Annotated in this window: 15 protein-coding genes and 1 pseudogene; 7 read left to right on the top strand and 9 right to left on the bottom strand. The window is 43.0% G+C overall.

Annotated features, from left to right (window positions below):
• Window positions 1-101 precede the first annotated feature (101 nt).
• Complete coding sequence (locus QZ735_RS00435; protein WP_294243169.1) at window positions 102-2,402, top strand: GAF domain-containing protein; 2,301 nt, start codon at window positions 102-104, stop codon at window positions 2,400-2,402.
• A 569-nt stretch (window positions 2,403-2,971) separates the two neighbouring features.
• On the opposite strand, the pseudogene QZ735_RS00430 reads toward QZ735_RS00435, so the two are convergent.
• Together QZ735_RS00430 and QZ735_RS00425 are read right to left on the bottom strand one after the other, a co-directional pair.
• A pseudogene (locus QZ735_RS00430) lies at window positions 2,972-3,895 on the bottom strand (bestrophin family protein).
• 9 nt (window positions 3,896-3,904) lie between these two features.
• Window positions 3,905-5,083 (bottom strand): Pycsar system effector family protein, encoded by a 1,179-nt coding sequence (locus QZ735_RS00425; RefSeq protein ID WP_294243168.1) that lies wholly within the window; start codon window positions 5,081-5,083, stop codon window positions 3,905-3,907.
• Window positions 5,084-5,121: 38 nt separating this feature from the next.
• On the opposite strand from QZ735_RS00425, the gene QZ735_RS00420 reads away from it, so the two are divergent.
• Window positions 5,122-8,823 (top strand): BamA/TamA family outer membrane protein, encoded by a 3,702-nt coding sequence (locus QZ735_RS00420; RefSeq protein WP_294243166.1) that lies wholly within the window; start codon window positions 5,122-5,124, stop codon window positions 8,821-8,823.
• A gap of 88 nt (window positions 8,824-8,911) precedes the next feature.
• Here QZ735_RS00420 and QZ735_RS00415 read toward each other — a convergent pair whose 3' ends face one another.
• Window positions 8,912-9,193 (bottom strand): helix-turn-helix transcriptional regulator, encoded by a 282-nt coding sequence (locus tag QZ735_RS00415; protein WP_294243163.1) that lies wholly within the window; start codon window positions 9,191-9,193, stop codon window positions 8,912-8,914.
• 146 nt (window positions 9,194-9,339) lie between these two features.
• Between QZ735_RS00415 and QZ735_RS00410 the strand changes: the two genes are divergently transcribed.
• From QZ735_RS00410 to QZ735_RS00395, 4 genes are read left to right on the top strand one after another with little or no spacing between them, the layout of a single operon-like run.
• Window positions 9,340-9,534, top strand: a complete 195-nt coding sequence (locus QZ735_RS00410) for a hypothetical protein (protein ID WP_294243161.1) — start codon at window positions 9,340-9,342, stop codon at window positions 9,532-9,534.
• 55 nt (window positions 9,535-9,589) lie between these two features.
• Window positions 9,590-10,708, top strand: coding sequence for a radical SAM protein (locus tag QZ735_RS00405; protein WP_294243160.1), 1,119 nt, complete (start codon window positions 9,590-9,592; stop codon window positions 10,706-10,708).
• Entirely contained in the window at window positions 10,695-11,537 is an 843-nt protein-coding gene (locus tag QZ735_RS00400) for a hypothetical protein (RefSeq protein ID WP_294243158.1), read from the top strand. The genes QZ735_RS00405 and QZ735_RS00400 overlap by 14 nt, the downstream gene beginning before the upstream one ends.
• Window positions 11,534-12,502, top strand: coding sequence for a prolyl oligopeptidase family serine peptidase (locus tag QZ735_RS00395; RefSeq protein ID WP_294243157.1), 969 nt, complete (start codon window positions 11,534-11,536; stop codon window positions 12,500-12,502). The genes QZ735_RS00400 and QZ735_RS00395 overlap by 4 nt, the downstream gene beginning before the upstream one ends.
• Before the next feature lie 65 nt (window positions 12,503-12,567).
• Here the strand turns inward: QZ735_RS00395 and QZ735_RS00390 are convergent, their stop codons facing one another.
• The 6 genes from QZ735_RS00390 to QZ735_RS00365 form a co-directional block, all read right to left on the bottom strand.
• Window positions 12,568-13,452, bottom strand: coding sequence for a hypothetical protein (locus tag QZ735_RS00390; protein WP_294243155.1), 885 nt, complete (start codon window positions 13,450-13,452; stop codon window positions 12,568-12,570).
• A gap of 4 nt (window positions 13,453-13,456) precedes the next feature.
• Window positions 13,457-14,536, bottom strand: a complete 1,080-nt coding sequence (locus tag QZ735_RS00385; protein WP_294243153.1) for an FUSC family protein — start codon at window positions 14,534-14,536, stop codon at window positions 13,457-13,459.
• A 1-nt stretch (window position 14,537) separates the two neighbouring features.
• Window positions 14,538-15,305, bottom strand: a complete 768-nt coding sequence (gene mazG, locus QZ735_RS00380; protein ID WP_294243152.1) for a nucleoside triphosphate pyrophosphohydrolase — start codon at window positions 15,303-15,305, stop codon at window positions 14,538-14,540.
• 283 nt (window positions 15,306-15,588) lie between these two features.
• On the bottom strand, window positions 15,589-16,116 hold the full coding sequence (locus tag QZ735_RS00375) for a hypothetical protein (RefSeq protein ID WP_294243151.1): 528 nt from the start codon (window positions 16,114-16,116) through the stop codon (window positions 15,589-15,591).
• Between the two features lie 29 nt (window positions 16,117-16,145).
• On the bottom strand, window positions 16,146-17,297 hold the full coding sequence (locus QZ735_RS00370; protein WP_294243150.1) for a zinc-dependent alcohol dehydrogenase: 1,152 nt from the start codon (window positions 17,295-17,297) through the stop codon (window positions 16,146-16,148).
• Window positions 17,298-17,811: 514 nt separating this feature from the next.
• The gene (locus tag QZ735_RS00365; protein ID WP_294243149.1) at window positions 17,812-18,342 is read right to left on the bottom strand and encodes a hypothetical protein; all 531 of its coding nucleotides are present in this window, start codon (window positions 18,340-18,342) and stop codon (window positions 17,812-17,814) included.
• 658 nt (window positions 18,343-19,000) lie between these two features.
• On the opposite strand from QZ735_RS00365, the gene QZ735_RS00360 reads away from it, so the two are divergent.
• Window positions 19,001-19,225, top strand: coding sequence for a helix-turn-helix transcriptional regulator (locus QZ735_RS00360; RefSeq protein ID WP_294243148.1), 225 nt, complete (start codon window positions 19,001-19,003; stop codon window positions 19,223-19,225).
• Window positions 19,226-19,503 lie beyond the last annotated feature (278 nt).

Genomic DNA, 19,503 nt, shown 5'->3' with positions numbered 1-19,503 from the left:
TGTTTGCAAGACAGTTCGGATTGTAAAATCCAATCAAATAATACAGAAACCACAACCGCAAAGTTGTGGTTTTTTTATACCTTTACCTCAAATTTCCGGCTTTGGCAAATCTTTATAAGAAAGACGCTCCATTTCAGGTTTACATTTCGTTTAAAAAATACCTGGATATCCTGGAACATATCCGATACAACGACCGTCTGGAATACCGCGCGAACTATGCGGAATCTTTACTCGATAAAACAAAGAACTTCAAGGAACTGAAAGACGGATTTCAGGACCCTTTGCTCCTGGAAAAACATCAGGACCTGATCAGGCTCCTGCTGGCAGATCTTTTTCCTACCGGTCTTACGAATAATGAAATCAAGGCGGCCAGCATCCCGCTTTCCAATATTACCTTCAATTATACCGAACGGTTTACCGCGATCCTTAAAGAGGCGGGAAAAGACTTCGAGATTGAACTCCGGAACATTGATGATGACGAATTTTATGTTTTCTGCTGCTGCCTGATCCTGCAGAGCTGTTTTAAAAGGGATATCAAGACCACCCTGCCCTTTTATTATGACATCCCGAACCGCCAGGGTATCATGAAGCATTATAAGATTACGGTAAATGCCGATTTTACGGAAGTTTATCCCGCCCCGGGCACTGTGGTTCCTTCTGATGAAATCGTGGATATGCTGTTGGAAAACCTGGACGATCCTGGGCTCTGGAAAAAGTATTTTCCCTCGGAATCCTGGATACTGAAAGGATTTACCATTATTTCACTGGTTGACTGCACTTCGGAGGTCGCCCTGTCGGATCTCAAATCAAGCATGATCAGTATCGATCCGGGAAACTTCTCCCCGGACAACAACCTGATGGAGATCTTCAAATCGTATTTTGATGTTGCCGAACTGAATTTCGGACTGATGCTCTTCAATAAAAAAGACCAGCGGCTGGAAAAGCTTCCCATCTACGAAAGCCTTTTCACCCATCACATCCTGGATTTCTGGATCAATACCTTTGATGAGGAAACCCGCAAAACCACCATCAGCAATATCAACTACAATCCAAGGCCGGTTGTGATTTCCAATGTGGAAAACCTGGACCATGAAATCCGCACACTGCCTTCTTTTAAGATCCTGAAAGAGAATAACATCAACAGCTTTATGGTCATTCCGCTGGTGAAAGACGGCGAGCTGCTGGCCATCATGGAATTTACCTCTCCCATAAAGAGCAGCTTCAATGGACTGAAACTTAAAAAAATAGATTTCTTTACAGACATGATCCTGTTTTCGCTGAACCGTTTCAGCTTTGAGAAAAATTACCAGATCGAAGCCATTATACAGAGGGAATATACAACCATCCATGACAGCGTGGTATGGAAATTCAGGAATGAAGCGGAGAAATATTTCAATGCTTCCCTGGCCAGGAAAATATACACCTTACGGCAGATTTCGTTTAAAAACCTTACGCCGCTGTTCGGGATTTCGGATATCCGTTCTTCCTCGGAAAAACGGTTCCGGCTGATGCTGGAAGACCTCAACCGGCAGATCGGGTGCCTTCAGGGCATTTTTGCCCTGATGAATGCAGAGCCTGAAAAATACATCCTGGCCCTGGAAATCTTTGAAAATGAACTGAACCACGAGATCAAGGCAGACAGCGAACAGCGCTTCCAGCGACTGCTGAGAGACGAAGTGCATCCTTATCTGCAGGCCAAGCTCGAGATCAAATCCTCCAGTGAAGTAAAGGCAAAAATCAAGGAATACTTTGCCCAGGTTTTCAGCCAGAGCGATCTTTTCTACGCCAGCCGGAAAAATCTGGACGATTCCATAACATTGGTCAACAGGAAGCTCGCCGACGTACTGGATGAAAGCCAGAATGATGCGCAACAGATTTTTCCGCATTATTATGAGCGGTTTAAGTCGGACGGGGTGGAACATACCCTTTATACCGGCCAGAATATTGCACCGGAACTTCCCTACCACTCAAAGACTGTCCGCCGGCTCAGGTACTGGCAGCTGAAAACCATCTGCCGGATGGAACGGGAATTCCGCAGCTTTAAAAAGGACCTGCCGGTTCCGCTGGATATAGCCTCCCTAATTTTTGTATACAATGAAAAAATCGATATCCGTTTCCGGATGGATGAGAAAAGGTTTGATGTGGACGGCGCTTATAATTCCTATTATGAAATCATCAAAAAACGCCTGGATAAAGCGCATGTCAAGGGATCTTCGGACCGGATCACCTGTCCCGGGAAAATTACCATCGTCTATTTCGGAATGGAAAACCAGCGGGAATACCTGGAATATATCGGTAAGCTTCAGAAAAAAGAGGTTCTTAAAAACGATGTGGAGTTCCTGAAAGTGGAAGATCTGCAGGGCATTACCGGACTTCTGGCCCTCAGGGTGTCTTTTGTCTGAAACAGCGGAAAAACAATCTTCCGGCTCAAGATCCGTACAACGGTTGATATGCATATGAAATATAATCTTCTGCTGATGACAGGAATTATACAGGTTGGATACAACCCTGATCCCGGTAAAAGAAAAGAGATTCAGCCCGCATGCCACTTCGGCCGGCAATGACTGAGATTGTCTGAAGGCAGATTGAGAACGCAGTCACAGCACACTGCTCATATAAGGCATCTGATTCCGGAAATCGTCCGAGGATAAAATTTAGCCAATGATTGGCCAGCATTTGTGCCGGATCGGTTCTTATAAAAACAAGGCTTCTGCTTCTACATTGGGATCTTCTTAAGGAGCTGATTCCCGCTATCCGCTGTATCTTTTTCTCCCGCCGCCCGGTCCCATTCGGAAAAAGGATGCCGCTGCTATCGGGGCTATGAACCTCATGTGTTTTTCAGCACCCTCCCTCCGAAAATCACCCATCACTCATACCCCATCACTCATCACTCATCACTCATTATTCATTACTCATTACCCATTACCCATTACTCATTACTCATCACTCATCACTCATCGCTCATCACTCATCAGTCAACGACATATGAATCCGTAGCCTCGGGTTCCGTCTGGAGAATACCTGCCTGCTCGAAGATGGAATACTCTATCGTACGGCAGATGCTGTTCAGGGCCAGATCATTTTCCTCTTCTCCGAACGGTTCCCCGATTTCCCGGATGATAGCATCAAGCGCGATGAAGGTATAGCTGATGAGCACGACAATCGGCGGCATCATCCAGCCTACGCTGTCTACCAGCCCGAAAGGCAGCCAGAAGCAGTACAGGTAAACGGTACGGTGAAGAAGGATACTGTAGGCCAGGGGCAGAGGCGTATTACGGATCCTTTCGCAGCCTCCTAGAATAACCGAGAACCGGTTCAGCTGGTTTTCCAGGGAAATCAGGACGATGCTGTCGATGTATTCTTTTTTATACTATTCGCTCAGCCAGCCGGCTATTCCATCGAGAATGATATTGGGAACATAGGTCTTTCCTTCCAGGGCCTGCAGCTGCTCAGGAGAAAGGAGGGAGCCGAGGCGTCCGGTAGCCGGCTTATCCCGCAGGTAATCATTCAGGGACCAGCAGAAAGCGGAAATGGATTTTATGATTCTTTGCTTGTCTGCCAAAGCATCCGGGGCATTATTATTGACCAGCGACAGGATCTGCCGGGTGAGTGTTCTGCTCTCATTGAGCAGTGAGCCCCAGAGCTTTCTTCCTTCCCAATAGCGGTCATAGCTTGCCGAATTGCAGAATCCCATAAAAATGGCAAGGGCCAGCCCGATCAGCGTAAAGATGGCCGGATTGAGATGAACTTTATAATCGAAGACTCTTCCCTTACAGAAATAAACCGCAAGAGAGAACAGGCCGATCACCGTAAGCTGAACCATAATTTTCCTCAGTACGGAGCCTCTCCATACAAAGAGCATTCTCAGCCAGTGGGTACGCGGTCTTACAATCATTTCAGGAGTTTACAGCGTAAGGAAGGCATAGGCAAACGAGAGCACGGAAATGACGATCCCGGCCATAAAAATGGTATAGGTTGTGGATAGCAGCTTATACTTCCTGTCGAGTACTTTGCCAAGGTAATACAGGTCCTTTACCATGGAATCATAGATATAGTTGCGGTCCTGGATCAGGTCTTTCATCGCGTCATGGTAATCGTTGAAAAGCATGCGGTTGAAGTTCCCGAAAAACAGGAGGTTTACTTTCCGGTCGGCGACATCCTTTGCCGTAAAACGGGTTTTGGTCACATTGGGTTTTGTGGAAAGGATGGCGAATATGATGGTCAGCACACTGGAGATCAGCAAAATAAAGCTTGGGATGATCAGATGGGAATTTTTCGGGGTGTCCAGTTTCGGCACCAGTACCGAAAGGCATACGGAAATGATGATGGCATTTACCGAAAGCAGGATGTTGGCTTTGCTGTCGGCAATATCACTTAGCCGGGTATGGTTCCCCAGGGTAATCCGGAACAGGGTATCTACGCTACGGTCGGATTTCTGTTCCTTGTCTTCCTTTTCCTTTTTCTTTCCGGAGGTTTGTTTTTTATCTTCGGTCTCCTTTTCCAGTTTCTTTTCGATTTTGCGGATGTTCTTGTCCTTCAGCGGCTGCCAGTTCTGTTTGGCATAATCCGTATAGAACCGGTGCTTGTGCTTCAGCATCTCCAGATTTCCGGCATTCCATTCATCATTGGAGAAGCACCGTACATTGGTAAGTTCCCATTCTTTTCGCAGTGCGTCGGAGATATCGTTATAATCGTAGCTGGCAAAATGGCTGCAGTCCGCATCTTTTACAACCTGCTCGAGCAGGTTTACGGGCTGGTATGTAATTTTCGTGGCCAGGATCAGTCCGGCAATTTCCTGAATCTTCTCTGCGGGATAGTGTTCCTTTTCCAGGAAATCCCGCATCACTTCCACTCCCTTTTCTTCGTGGTTCAGCGCACATTCAACATACCCTGTGTCATGGAACCACATGGCAAGCAGCACTTTCTCCTGATCATCGCCGGAAACTGCCGTATTTTTCAGGATTTCCTCCGCTTTGTTTACCGTGTAGGTCGTGTGGATGAAATTATGGTAGAAGTATACGGAAGATAGTTTATCTTTGAACAAGAGTTCAACGTAATCTTTGGCTTTTTGTAAAATGCTCATGGCCGGAATTTTGTTATTGTAAATTTATGAATTTATCCTTGAAAACGCATCTAAAAAATACGTCCGTTGTGTTCAGTGTCGTATTGTCGGCAGGAGTTTTATATTCCTGCGCTACCTATAACGTAAAAAAAGGTAAAAACTTATCGGAGATTAAAAATTCCGATGGTACCGGGGAAAATGATTTTACGTTCTTTCTGGTAGGAGATGCCGGTAATGCAGACAAAAAAGAAGGTCAGAATACCCTGAAGCTTTTAAGAAAACAACTGGAAACGGCTGACAAAAATTCCATGCTGATTTTTCTCGGAGACAACATCTACCCACTGGGGATGCCGGCTCCTTCCGATAAAGGATATGCCCTGGCGAAAGAAAAACTGGAAGACCAGCTGGCGATTACTAAAAATTTCAAGGGTAAAACACTGGTGATTCCGGGGAACCATGACTGGTACCATGGTCTGGAAGGCCTGAAAGCCCAGGAAAAATTCGTAAAGGATTACCTGGATGACAAGAAAGGGTTCCTGCCTAAAAATTCATGCCCTATTGAAGACATCAACATCAGCAAAGACATCAAACTGATCGTGCTGGACTCTGAATGGGCACTGATCAACTGGGATAAGTACCCTGGAATCAACGAAGGCTGCGATATCAAAACAAGGGAGGATTTTTATGCCGAATTCAGGGACCTGATAGTGAAAAACCAGGATAAGCGGGTGATTGTAGCCCTGCACCATCCTGTGATCAGCTCCGGGGTTCATGCCGGATTTAATTCCGCCAAATCCCATCTCTCCGCATTTCACGGTAAACTTCCTGTTCCGGGGCTGGCAACGGTAGCCAATACCCTGAGAAGCTCTTCCGGGGCCAGCATGGAGGACCTGAGCAACGTACATTACACCGAATTTGCCAACAGGATCAAAAGCATTATCCAGGACAAAAAGAATGTGATCCTGGTTTCCGGGCACGACCATAATTTACAATACCACCAAAGCAATAACATCCGTCAGATCATCAGCGGTGCCGGCTCCAAAACCGATCCCGCCACCATTGTCAGTAAAACGGACTTTTCTTTCGGCGGAAACGGGTTTGCCGTACTGAACATGAGAAAAGACCAGAGCTCGGATGTAGAATATTTTTCCACCAGGAATGAAGAAGCAGAAAAACTGACCCGGATTTCGGTGATCCCCAAACCGGAGCCTTTCGACAATACCTATCCTTCAAATATTCCTCCTACCTATACCTCATCGATTTACACCGAAAAAATGACCAGCCGCGGAAAAATATACCGCTGGCTGTGGGGAAATCATTACCGTAAATATTATGCGCTCCCGATCACTGCCCCAACAGCGAATATCTCTGAACTGAACGGTGGCTATACCCCATTCCGGGAAGGCGGCGGCCATCAGTCGAACAGCCTGCGCCTGAAAGACAAAGACGGCCAGGAATTCGTGATGAGAGGTGTGAAAAAAAATGCCGTCCGTTTCCTCAATGCCATGGCATTCAAGAAAAGCACTTTCGGAAATGAGCTTACCAATACGTTCCCGGATCGCTTCCTGCTCGATTTCTATACCACCAGCCATCCGTTCACCGTATTTTCCGTGAATAACATGGCGGGAAAGATAGATCTTTTCCACAGCAATCCTGAACTGTATTACGTACCAAAGCAGAAAAGCCTGGGTGAGTATAACAGGGAATATGGCAATGAAATGTATATGATCGAGGAACGCTTCTCCTCTGATCCGAAGACTTTACAGTACCTGGATAACGCTTCTGATGTAGTTTCTACCCAGGATGTGCTGAAGAACCTGAGAAAAGACAGCAAATATGCCATCGACCGGGAGGAATACCTGCGGGCCAGGCTTTTTGATATGCTGATCGGTGACTGGGACCGTCATGAAGACCAGTGGAAATGGGCCGAATATAAAAAAGACGGAAAAGTTTTCTACCGCCCGATCCCGCGCGACCACGACCAGGCTTTCAGCAATTATGATGGGGCAGCCTTTAAGGTCATCATGAATGTACCGGCGATCCGTCACATGAAATCGTTCAGGGACGAAATCAAAAATGTGCGCTGGATGAATATGGAGCCGTATCCGCTGGATATGATCCTTCTCAAAGATACGGAAGAAAAAGACTGGGTGGCCCAGGCACAGTATATCCAGCAGCACCTGACGGATGCAGACATCGATGATGCTTTTAAGAACCTCCCTCAGGAAGTGCAGGACAGCACCATTACCGATATCCAGCATAAACTGAAACTCCGCAAAGGCAGCATTGAAAAAGCAGCTGTAAAATACTATGACGTACTGCAGGAGAAAGTACAGCTGGCAGGTACCGTAAAACCTGATAAGTTTGTCATTGTAAAAGATGGAAATTCTGTTACGGTAAAACAGTACAGCCTCAGCAAAGACCATCCGGAAGAATTGGTGTTTGAAAAAACATATGATGACCGTAAAACCAAAGAACTCTGGATTTATGGCCTGGAGGATGACGATATCTATGAAGTTTCCGGAGACGGACGACCTAAAACCAACATCCGCCTCATCGGCGGTTATCATCATGATACGTATAATGTAGCCAATGGCAGCAAAGTGAAAATCTATGATTTTAAATCGCAGGACAATACATACCATGCCCCATCGGCTTCCAAACGCATAAAAGACGATTATGACGTAAATACCTACAACTGGAAGCATCCGAAATACAGTTTCTTTGCAGGACTTCCGAATGCCAACTTCAATCCGGACGATGGAGTAATCCTTGGCGTTGTGGCCAACTATACGGTCAATAATTTCATCCGTGATCCTTACACCCAGAAACATACGCTGAGAGCCAATGTCTATACGGCAACCGGCGGATTTAACGTAGGCTATAAAGGCATCTTTAAAAAGGCCATCGGAAGCTGGGATGCAGGAATCGATGCATTGTACACGACTCCGTATTTCGCCCGCACGTTCTTCGGGCTGGGTAATGAGACGGAATATGACAAGGATGCGGTAGACAGGAATTACAACCGCGTGAGGATTTCACAATTTAAATTTGCTCCTTCCGTATCCACTACCAGCTGGCTGAACCTGAAACATCAGTTCCAGCTGAATTTCGAACATGCCAAAGTGCAGAGGACCGATGACCGTTTCGTGGCCGTTTCCCCGGATGTAAACCCGGCGGTTTACGACGGGCAGCAGTTTGCAGGAGCCAATTATACCTTCAGCTTTAAAAACCTGGATAACCAGGCATTTCCTACATTAGGGCTGGAACTGATGCTGAATGCAGGCTGGAAAGCCAATATAAAAGAATTTGACAGGAATTTCGCTACTTTCCAGGGAACCCTGAATGTTTTCCACAGGATTGATAAGCGCGGAAGATTTGTATTTGCCAATTCTTCCAATGCTATGATCATCAATAATAACAATTTCGAGTTTTACCAGGCTGCCGCCATCGGCGGAAATAACGCGATGCGGGCATACAGGAACGAGCGGTTTGCAGGAAAATCCTATTTCGTCAATAACTCGGAAGTAAGATGGGACTTCGGACGAATCAGAAACAGGATTGTCCCGGTGAACATGGGCATACTGGTAGGCTATGACATCGGAAGGGTATGGATGGACCGTGAAACCTCCGACAAATGGCACCAGGGCGTGGGTGCCGGCTTCTGGATGAATATTCTGGAAATGTTTTCTGCCAGGCTGGACTATTTCACCGGCGAAGATGGCGGCAGGATCTCCGGCGGCGTAGGACTGACCTTTTAATGGCTCCCTCTCCTTCTACAGAAATGTATCCTTAGAATTTTTGATTATATAAGCAAATCCGCAGGCCCTGAGAGGTCTGCGGATTTTTTTAGTTATTTAATTTTTGTTCTATATTTTTTATTTTTACTTTTAAGTATTCTAATTCCTGTTTAAGAGATAATTCATTGAACTCATTATCTTGTTCTTCAAAAATATCATCTACACTTACATCCAATAGTGTTGCAATCTTTTGCCATTCTTGTTCGCTTATTTTTACAACGCCTGATTCTCTTTTGTAATATTGTGTTTGACTGATTTTCAGATAAGTAGCCATATCTAGTTGTGTGATTTTCTTTGATTTACGCATAATTATTAGTTTTATTTTCTTCATGGGGGGACTTATTTCATATTTCAAATGTAAGAATTTTAAGAAAAAATAGCCTATTGAAAGCTTTACTTTTTAATTTTTAATATCAATATGTTTGCATAGATTTGAATCACCAATTGTGGTACATAAACAATTTAAATAACTTATTTATGAAAAACGAAAAAACAATGAGTACTGATCTAGAGAAAAAAGCAGTAAAAAAAGATCTTCTATCTTTTGTGATGGGAGGTCAACAGGGATTTGATGATTCTTTAGAAGACGTAAGATGCAATACAGCCGGATCAGCATATGCTGATTCAATTTATGTAAAAAAAGATCCGCCTGTAGTAATTAAACCAAAATAATAAGTACTGCAAGTATAATAAATCTGAAGTTGCCTTTAGGCAACTTTTTTAATATATGAAGATTGAAACTTTTATTTTGAAGATTGCAAGTCATTGTAATTTAAATTGTTCATATTGTCATATGTACAATATGGGTGATAATACGTATAAAAATCAGCCAAAATTTTTGTCTGATGAGAACATTATCGCATTTTCGGAAAAACTTAAGAACTATTCAAAAAAACATAAAATTGAAAATGTTTTTATAGCATTTCATGGAGGAGAGCCTTTACTGATTGCAAAGAGTACTTTTATATTTTATGTTGAAACCATACTCAATCATAATAAGCATTTAAATATAACCTTCATTATTCAGACAAACGGGGTGTTGCTAAATAATGAGTGGGGAGAAATACTAAAAAAATATAATGTCAACGTAGGCATAAGTTTGGACGGCGATAAAAAAGTCAATGATACTTACCGCGTCAAACACAATGGTAAAGGCTCATATGATGAGATAATATCCAATTTAATAGAAATAGATTCCCATGAAGTCGTAAAAGGAATTATATCCGTTGTGAATACACATATTGATCCAGTGTATTTCTATTCTCATATGAAAGGAATTAATAAGTATCAATTGAATATTCTTCTACCTAATATTAATTTTTCAAATATTCCTGATTTCTACATGCCTGTCGAAGATCATATGACGAAATCTAAAAATTGGCTGATAGAACTTTATGAAGCATGGAAGAATGATGCTGAAAGATTATCTATTCCTTTCTTCGAATTGATAATAAAGTTAATTGCAGGAGCAAGAAACTTCGGAAATCATCTTATTGGAAACTGTGAGAATGGAGTTGCTGTTATTGAAACTAATGGTGATATTGAAGTTATTGATGCACTGAGAACATCTTTCAGTGGTGCAACACGTGGAAATCTTAATGTGTTAAACAACGAAATTGAAGATATTCATAATCATCAACTTTTTACAACCTATTATTATTCACACACTCAACAGTTACCTACATTGTGCCACTCATGCGATGTGAAAAATATTTGTGGAGGAGGATTTCTAGTACACCGGTATAAAGATGATTGCAGTACATTCAACAATCCATCGATATATTGCAGTGTTTTAAAAAATGTTATAAAATATATTCAAAAAGATTTATATTATGAAATTAACTAAAGGAATTTGTGTAATTCCAACTCAGGATTTTGAAGAGTCAAGCATTCAAATAAATAAGGGATCAGTTCACTACTCCGCTATGAATTTTAAAAAACTTGACTTTCCGTTCAAAAAGGATGCATTTATCCCAAAAGATGAATGGCGAAATCTTACAGAACAGGAACTTCCGCTTGTCTTTTCCCAGCATTATGAATATTCTGATTATATATATATAGGAAAACTTCCTGACGATATCATCAGTGATATTGAAAAATTTAATATTCATAAGCTCAAAGACAGAAATATTGTTTTTGAAAGAATGAAAGAGAAAGAGGATTTATTAAACGAATTTAATGAAAAATTAAACAGTTTCATTACAAAATTGAGTACTGATGATAACAAACTGGAATTTCACAGACTATCGGTAATACCAAGCGGCAGATATACAACCAGTATCAATCTGAATATGGATGAATTTGAGTATTTAGGAATGCATATCGACCATAGTACAGGTTTTGAAATTGAAACTGCCAGTCAGTCAAGAAACAGAATCTGTATCAATATTGGTAATGAAAATAGATATCTGTATATTATCAACTTAAGTTTGCGAAATATCAAAGAAATGCTAAGTATGTATATGGATGCTGATTTATTAAATGTTGAAAATATTGGTGACTATTTTTTTAAGTATTTTCCCGATTATCCTGTCCTTAAAATCAGACAGGCGCCATATGAATATTATATAGCTCCTACAGACAATTTTATTCACGACGGATCAACTTTCAGAAACACATATTTGGATATAACCATTACTTTTTTGGGTAATTTTGAATATTATAAATCCATATGAAAAAAATACTTCATTTTATTTTTCTGTTTTTTCTAATCTTTTCCGGTGGCCAGCAGGAAAACGTAAAAAAATTAAAGATTAATTACAAAAATACCGTTGCCAACTGTATAATATTGTCTAAGCAGGGTGACCAGGAAAAGAAGAAACCCCTACTTTTCTTTTGCCAGGGAAGCATGGCCCGGCCACTAAAAATCATTGCAGACGATGCTTCTTATCCCCTTTTACCCTTTGACAGTAATATATTACTTGAAAAATATCATATTGTAATGGTCAGTAAACCCGGAATACCGTTGGAAGAAAATATTAAAAATTTAAAAGAAGATTATACCTATCCTAAGGAAGGCCTTCCACCAAAGGAATATATTCTCAATAATAATCTTGATTATTATTACAAAAGGAATAATTTTGTCTTAAAAGAGCTCTATAAACAACCATGGGCAGATCCGGAAAAGACTGTAGCAGCAGGACATTCAGAAGGATCATACATCGCCTTGGAGATGGCTGTTCACAATAAAAAAATATCTCACCTTATCTATTCAGGCGGGAATCCTTTAGGAAGAATGATGAGTATCATTCATCAAACAAGACAAAATCCTAAGGAAGAGGAAATATGGCACACTGAGAACCTTGATTTCTGGCGTGAAACAGTTGCAAATAAAGATAAAACAGCATATGATAAAGAAAACACATCATATTATAACTATTCTCTATCTCAAGATTTCACCAATGATCTTCTAAGACTTAAAATTCCAGTTTTGGTAACTTATGGAACTAAAGACCAGAATGGAATATTTAACGATTATCTTAATGTACTGACTATAAAGGGGGGAAAAAATAATTTTATATTCAAATCATATTTTAACTGTGACCATAATTTCTTTCCTGTAGATAAGAATCTTAAACCCAATTATGATGTAGATAACTGGAATGAAGTGGCAAAATTCTGGAGCAGGTGGCTGCAATAAATGCTGTTATCTTTTATCTTAATCCAATATTCTTCAGAGAAATGCAAACGTTAGAAGCTGCCGGTTCATTTCCCTTCTTCTGGCAGAGAAAAACGGTATACCTTCCCGCCCGTTTTTTTATCCTTCTCATCCGCTATCAGAAGCGTATGGTCATTGAGAAAAACCACTGCTTCTTTCTGGGAATTGTGATCCAGTGAAAGGCGCTGTATGCTTACTTTACTGAAATCACCGGCCGAAAATCCGGTAAGCACCTGAATATTTTTGTGGTTCAGCAGGATAATCCTGTCTTTTGCAGGACTGATGGCGGCAGAAGTAATGGCGGCATCACTGTATCCGCCCTGCAGCTGTAAGGTGCCTACTAATTTCGCTTCAAAATCACCCGCCCTGTTCGGAACCCGGAAAACCAGGAAAGTCCCGTCGAATCCTTTGCTCCTGTTTTTGGTAAAGAGATAAAAACTTCCGTCCATCTCTACAAAAGCTTCGCAGTCATAGAGCCAGTTTGATTTTGCAGGCGGGAATTCCGTCTGCCCTTCATAATGGAATTTTGTAGTCTGTGTCACGCGGGTCGATTTCTGGGAAGCGCCGGTAAGATCAATTTTTAAAATGGACAGATTCTGCCGGTCGTTCCCATTATTCCCGAAATCACCGATGTACAGATTACCCAGCGGATCGGAAGTGATGTCTTCCCAATCATGATTGTCCGCATTTTCTACCGGTACAGCAGCGCTCAGCCTGCCTTGCAAATCAAGACCATAGACCGTGTTCTTATTCCCCTGGTCTTCAATGGCCCATATCGTTTTCTTATCTCCGGACATGGCCATTCCGGAAACTTCCTTCAGCTTTTTAGGCAGTGAAAATTCCACCTTCAGTTTATCTGTTTCAGGCGAGTCCTGTGCTTTCGGGCTGCAGCTCCAGAGCAGGAATGCCGATAAAATGACAACACGCAACATCTTTTTATTTTTTTAATTTTTTAAATTGAAAATACGAAAACCGGATATTCTTCTCCAGGTTATTGATTATCCGCTGATGATGCAGGAAATACCCGGCTGCCAGACCGATTAAGCTCCCGATGATGGTATCCAGCAGCCTGGCCTGCATCAGGTGTCCCACATGATGATGAACCTGGGCCGCCGTTTCTGCCAGGAGAATGGTTAAAGGTGTGATAAAAACCACCGTCAGACCGTAATTCCTTACGACCAGCAATTCAATGATAAACTGTAAAACCGTGATAATGATAATCATGGTTATCTTATCAGGATTAAATAAGAGTATGAGCCACACCAGCCCGATGCCGATAAAAGTTCCGATGATCCGGTGCATGTTGCGCTGTCTCACATGTTCAAAGTTCCGGCCCTGGACAATGGCCGCAGCGGCAATGGAAATCCAGTAGGTATTGTTGAATGTAAGCAGGTGACCGGTAACCAGCGTAAGCGCCATAAAAAAACCGATGATGGTACTTTCAACAAATTTAGTGTACCGCCGCTTATTAAAGGTTCTTCTGGGCACGGTAACCACCTTGCTTTTTTCGACAAAAACAGAATAAAGGAAAGCCAGGGAACAGGACAGGATAGCTCCCATCGCTACCAGCCCTATCCTTACCGGGATAAGTTCCGGTTCAAACGGAAATGTCCCTGCCATGGCAGCTACCATAATAAAGAAGAAATTCCCGGGTGGCGGCATTTTAAAATAAGAGGCCAGAAAATGTGCCAGGAAAGCAATAATTCCCAAAGCACAGGCTGCCGCATACACATTGAAACTGAAAAAGGAGCTCAGGGTAAACGAGAACAGGATCCCGAAAGCACAGACCACCAGATGCACCATGCGTTGGGTAATGGGGGCTGAGGTGAAATAGAGAATGACCAGTGCCCCGAGACTTGACAGGCTGCCGTATCCGGGCTTACCCATGAAATAGCCGATAAACAGGCAGCTGCCGATACACAGTGCTGCCAGAAACGGGAAATGCCATTTCCTCTCTGTCTGCTTAAACTCCAGCAGGTACTGAAACCGGTGCCGGACCGGATGGTGCACTTTCATTTCAGGACAATTGTTTTGCTTTCTCCCAGAGCACATCCATTTCTTCCAGCGAGAGATCCGCCAGTTTCAGGCCCTCTTCCACTGCCAGGTTTTCTATCTTCTGAAATCTTGAGATAAATTTCAGATTGGTCCGCTCCAGTGCCGAATCCGGATTGATTCCTGAGATCCTTGCATAATTGATCAGGGAAAAGAAGACATCGCCCAGTTCCTGTTCCTTTTTATCAGGATCGGTTTCTTCATGAAATTCCTGTATTTCTTCATCCACTTTTTTCCAGGCATCTTCCGCATCATCAAACTCGAAGCCGATGCCTTTCACCTTATCCTGGATCCGGTAGGCTTTTACCAGGCTTGGCAGGCTTTTCGGCACCCCGCCGAGAATGGAAGCGTTTCCTTCCTTCAGCTTCAGCTTTTCCCAGTTCTGCTTCACTTCTTCTTCATCTTTTACTTCCGTATCGCCGTAAATATGCGGATGACGGAAAATCAGCTTTTCATTCAGGGAATTGATGACATCGGCGATATCGAAACTGTTTTTTTCAGAACCGATTTTAGCATAGAATACCAGATGCAGCAAGACGTCGCCGAGTTCTTTCTTTATTTCGTTCAGGTCGCCCTGCAGAATAGCATCGGACAGTTCGTAGGTTTCTTCCAAGGTAAGGTGACGAAGCGATTCCAGGGTCTGCTTCCGGTCCCACGGGCATTTCTCCCGCAGATCATCCATAATATCGAGTAACCGGCCGAATGCGTCCAGTTTTTCCTGTTTGGTATTCATAAAGTAAGATAAGAATTGAATAAGATACAAATTTAAGGTAAATATTCTGTTCTGTTCTTTTGTCCTGAAATAAAACGGTAAACCTTGCTCCATACCGGGGATAAAGACCTCTGATACGCGGTTAAGATGGGTTCCGGGCCTCAGCCACCGGGAATATGGATTTCTCCGGGACCGGTTTATTTATACCGCTTGCATTCCTGAGCCTGCTGTCCTGCAAAAGGAAGATACCCGCTGCGAAGGATATCAATATAAAAAAGGCCGGAAAAAATCCCGGCCCTGAATATCAGTCATCACTTTTCTTTTTTGATGATAGTATACTTACGGCGACGGCCGTCACTGCTGCTGCTGCTGCGATTTTCAGCAGAAAATTCTTTCTGTTGTACTTCCATTCGGCGCCCCAGCCGCGTTCGGCAAAGATATTCGGCAAATGTCCGTGTTTTACATCATCGATAATTCCTTCCAATGCCCCTATGCGGTCTGCCAGAACAAGCGGAAGCCATCTGCCGTAGCTGGATTCACTGTACCGGAAGGCAAATTTCCTGATGGCTCCGTTGACACCTTCGGGCGGTGATGCCGTGCCAAAAGCGGCAGTCAGGTTCGGCCTTTCTACGGACTTCAGAATTTCAACACTTTCAGGCTGCTGCTGCGGCCTTTCCCAGGTATATCCTTCATGTTCTTCACCGGTGTGTTTCCTCATGGGGTAAGCAGGATCATTTTCAGGATCGGCATCTATTCCCCAACCTTTAATCCGGCTGTAATCTGCCTTTTCACTTCTTTTAAAATCGGATGGATTTGTTTCGTCTGTAATCATGTCGTGATTTTTTTAAGTTAAGAAACTTACTAAGCGGTTGGCGGGATAAGTACTGTTTTTATACAACCGTCCAGCTTGCGCGAAAATATATGATAGGCGTCGGCTACTTCTTCCAGCGGAACCCGGTGGGTAATGATCTGTTTCGGATCAAGAACACCGTTTTTTACATGTTCAATAAGCTTGGGCAGGTTTCGTTTTACGGCTGCCTGGTTGGCACGGATTGTAATTCCTTTATTCACCACATTTCCTATCGGTACCAGTGCATCCGTAGGACCGTAAACGCCTACTACGGAAACAATCCCGCCTTTCTTCACAGAATTGATCGCCCAGTGAAGCGCTGTGGTAGAACCGCCCTGCAATAGCAGTTTTGTTCCCAGCACCGTATTGGTCAGATTTCCTTTTGCCTCGCATCCTACAGCATCGATACAGGCGTCTGCCCCCAGCGAATCGGTCTGTGTTTTTATAAAGACTACCGGATCGCCGATGCTGTTAAAATTGTAAGCTTCACATTGTGCATACTTCGCAACAAAGTCAAGCCTGTACTCCAGCTCGTCGATTACAATCACTCTTCCTGCTCCGAAAAGCCATGCCGATTTCGCCGCCATGATACCGATAGGCCCTGCACCAAAGATCACCACCGTATCGCCTTTTTGTATCCCTGCCATCTCTGCCGCCTGGTAGCCTGTAGGCACCACATCGGTAAGCAGCACGGCATCATCGGGATCCATCCAGTCGGGAATTACGGTAGGACCTACGTCTGCATAAGGCACACGGGCATATTCTGCCTGTCCGCCCTGATAGCCGCCGGCCGTATGGGAATATCCGAAAATACCTCCTACTGCCGTTGCCATTGGATTGGACTCATGGCAGTTGCCGTAGAGTTCCTGCCTGCAAAAAACACATTTTCCGCAGGCAATGTTGAAAGGTACCATTACCTTATCGCCTACTTTCAGTTTTTGTACGGAGGAACCGATTTCAACCACTTCCCCGATAAATTCATGGCCAAAAGTGGTGCCGACACGGGTGTCGGGAACAAGGCCATGATAAAGATGCAGATCCGAGCCACAGATGCAGGATCTTAAAACCCGCACGATGGCGTCTTCCGGATGTTCTATCTGCGGCTCCGGCATATTGCGGTCTGCACGCACGCGAAAAGATCCGCGGAAATTCATTGCTAACATATAAAATATTTTTGTTGGTGTATACTAGAGGCAGCAAAACAGGGACCGCCAGGGGTCTGTTTTAAGTATAATTTTTTCCCAAAAAATGCCTGTGGTACCAAAAGCTGGTTTTTTTTATGCCTTATTTACAGTATTTTACACAAATTGCGTTTCTCATGATGTAGAGTTTCAATGAGCCGTTCCTGATGACAGCATATCCCCTGATGACCGTTGATGGACAGCCCTCGCGTTTCAGAACAGGCTTAATAAAAACCTTAATTTGTGTTGTAATTTCCAATGCGGGAAAGGGAGCAGAATTGTTGCCCTGCTCCGGCCTGAGGTTTATTTTTATTACAATCGATTTTCAGGTTCTCAATATCTGGTCCGGAAAAGATTACCGGATTACCAGATTGAGTATCAACAGATTTCATGATCAGAGGAAAGCAGGAATAAAAGCTATCTCCTTTTCATCTTAAATCTCATGCTTCTCATGTGTTTAAAAGCTTTTGTGACTTTTACGGTACCATCTAAACGGTCACTTTCCGGCTGTAGCCCTCTCCACGGTCAGCCATGCGGCATCCAGCATTTTCGAGAGCTGTAGATACGGAATGATGATCTTTTTTTCTTCGTCGCACCGGGAATTTCCTGATGAGAAATACATCATTGCCGACAGAAACTCATCGAATTCTTCCAGGATGCAGGTCTTGAAAGCGTTCTGAAACACCCGCACCGGATCCCGGTATTCTTCCTCAGAAAGGGAGCCCGTTACTGTTTTGGGAAAGTTGGGATCTGAGGAGATAGTAAAACTCTCTTTTTTTTCCTGCTTCCCGATCAGACGGGCGGCCCGGACCAGCGAGCGCAGCGACAGATACAAATGGAAAACTTCGGCGGGATCTTTCGTGATCCGGACACTCTTCTGTACCGAACACTGCATCATCATGCTGAGGATTTCCTTTACTTCCGCCAGGCTGTTAAACTGGAAAAAGGTTTCCAGCAAGTCTATTACGGAATGTTTGCGGGTGCCGGACCAGAACCGGGCTTCAAAGTCTGTCTTTTTCTTTTTCATGATTCTGTTTTTTAAATTGTGGACGGCCATTGTTCAGAGAAGGGCTTTTCCGAGGGATACCGGAATTTTATTTTCATGTAAATCTTCGTGGTCAGGGCATACCGGAGCCGGCCTGCCTGGTGGCAGACCATTACCGGATGAAGAATAACAAAACAATTATGCACAGGAAGACCCTGTTCATTTTTTAAATTCCTTTCGGGATGAAAATAATTTGGAAAATTGACAGAAAGCCAGTACTTTTAAGGGACGAGTTTAGCGTACTTCGGCTTTCCTTTGCGCTTAAAGGAATTTCGGAGTTAGGCGGTTTTCGATTGTGGCTATGCCCCCGCCTTCCTGCACTTGCGGGCAGTTTCGGTATAGCCTTTTATCGGTGATGCGGTGGGAACCGGCTATTCCGGAGGGCCCATGAGCGGAAGGGTTGAAAATTTATTTTTCATCATTTGTTTTTTTATGAAAGCCTCTCCTGAAGCCACCGTAAAAACCACGCCCTGCCGGCCGAAAAGTGAGGAACTTTTTGGCAACCATTTCCTTTACGGAAATCGTCACGCCAATCCGGATGCGTCTTTTTAATGGTCTTTAGAGACTGTTGTTAAGTTGCTGATACAAATATAACAACAACTTTTAATTGTGGCAATAAAACCACAATATTTTTTTTTATATGGATGAAAGATTTGTGACTATCTATAAAACCATCGGTGAAAATCTGAGAGATAAGCGAAAAGAAAAAAATCTATCGCAGCAACAATTGGCAGATTTAGCTGGCAAAATGGATCGCTCTAAAATTAGTGACATTGAGAATGGTAAGGAAGATTTTTTGTTTTCTACTCTATTGAAAATTTGTGTAGCGTTGGAAATAAATATTGATCAGCTTTTTAAAAATTAAATTTTTTATTCACCTTAATCAAACATAAGATTAAATTTTATATGCAAAAATTCCTCGGTTTTCAGTAGTAGTTACTGTTATTTAATGTAAAATATTAACCTTATCATTTCAGTTATAAAATTTCTATCGTTTTTTGAGATTTTATAATAACTAATAAGTTACTTATACGCTCTCATTTTTTATCTTTTAAATAATTGGCAGCATTGGTATTGTCAGGATTTAGCTCTAACGATTTCCTGTAGTTAAGGATGGCTTCCTTACGATTTCCAAGGGTTTCC

Origin of the sequence: uncultured Chryseobacterium sp. (assembly GCF_913776365.1) — a bacterium.
Taxonomy (GTDB): Bacteria; Bacteroidota; Bacteroidia; order Flavobacteriales; family Weeksellaceae; genus Chryseobacterium.
Note: the sequence above shows the minus strand (reverse complement) of the source record. Positions and strands in the feature narration are given on the sequence as shown.

Coding starts and splice junctions, on each gene's coding strand:
- QZ735_RS00375 (WP_294243151.1), bottom strand. CDS start 16,116: ATGATTACAGACGAAACAAATCCATCCGATTTTAAAAGAAGTGAAAAG.
- QZ735_RS00400 (WP_294243158.1), top strand. CDS start 10,695: ATGAAATTAACTAAAGGAATTTGTGTAATTCCAACTCAGGATTTTGAA.
- QZ735_RS00395 (WP_294243157.1), top strand. CDS start 11,534: ATGAAAAAAATACTTCATTTTATTTTTCTGTTTTTTCTAATCTTTTCC.
- QZ735_RS00385 (WP_294243153.1), bottom strand. CDS start 14,536: ATGAAAGTGCACCATCCGGTCCGGCACCGGTTTCAGTACCTGCTGGAG.
- QZ735_RS00410 (WP_294243161.1), top strand. CDS start 9,340: ATGAAAAACGAAAAAACAATGAGTACTGATCTAGAGAAAAAAGCAGTA.
- QZ735_RS00425 (WP_294243168.1), bottom strand. CDS start 5,083: ATGAGCATTTTACAAAAAGCCAAAGATTACGTTGAACTCTTGTTCAAA.
- mazG (WP_294243152.1), bottom strand. CDS start 15,305: ATGAATACCAAACAGGAAAAACTGGACGCATTCGGCCGGTTACTCGAT.
- QZ735_RS00405 (WP_294243160.1), top strand. CDS start 9,590: ATGAAGATTGAAACTTTTATTTTGAAGATTGCAAGTCATTGTAATTTA.
- QZ735_RS00390 (WP_294243155.1), bottom strand. CDS start 13,452: ATGTTGCGTGTTGTCATTTTATCGGCATTCCTGCTCTGGAGCTGCAGC.
- QZ735_RS00360 (WP_294243148.1), top strand. CDS start 19,001: ATGGATGAAAGATTTGTGACTATCTATAAAACCATCGGTGAAAATCTG.
- QZ735_RS00415 (WP_294243163.1), bottom strand. CDS start 9,193: ATGAAGAAAATAAAACTAATAATTATGCGTAAATCAAAGAAAATCACA.
- QZ735_RS00365 (WP_294243149.1), bottom strand. CDS start 18,342: ATGAAAAAGAAAAAGACAGACTTTGAAGCCCGGTTCTGGTCCGGCACC.
- QZ735_RS00370 (WP_294243150.1), bottom strand. CDS start 17,297: ATGTTAGCAATGAATTTCCGCGGATCTTTTCGCGTGCGTGCAGACCGC.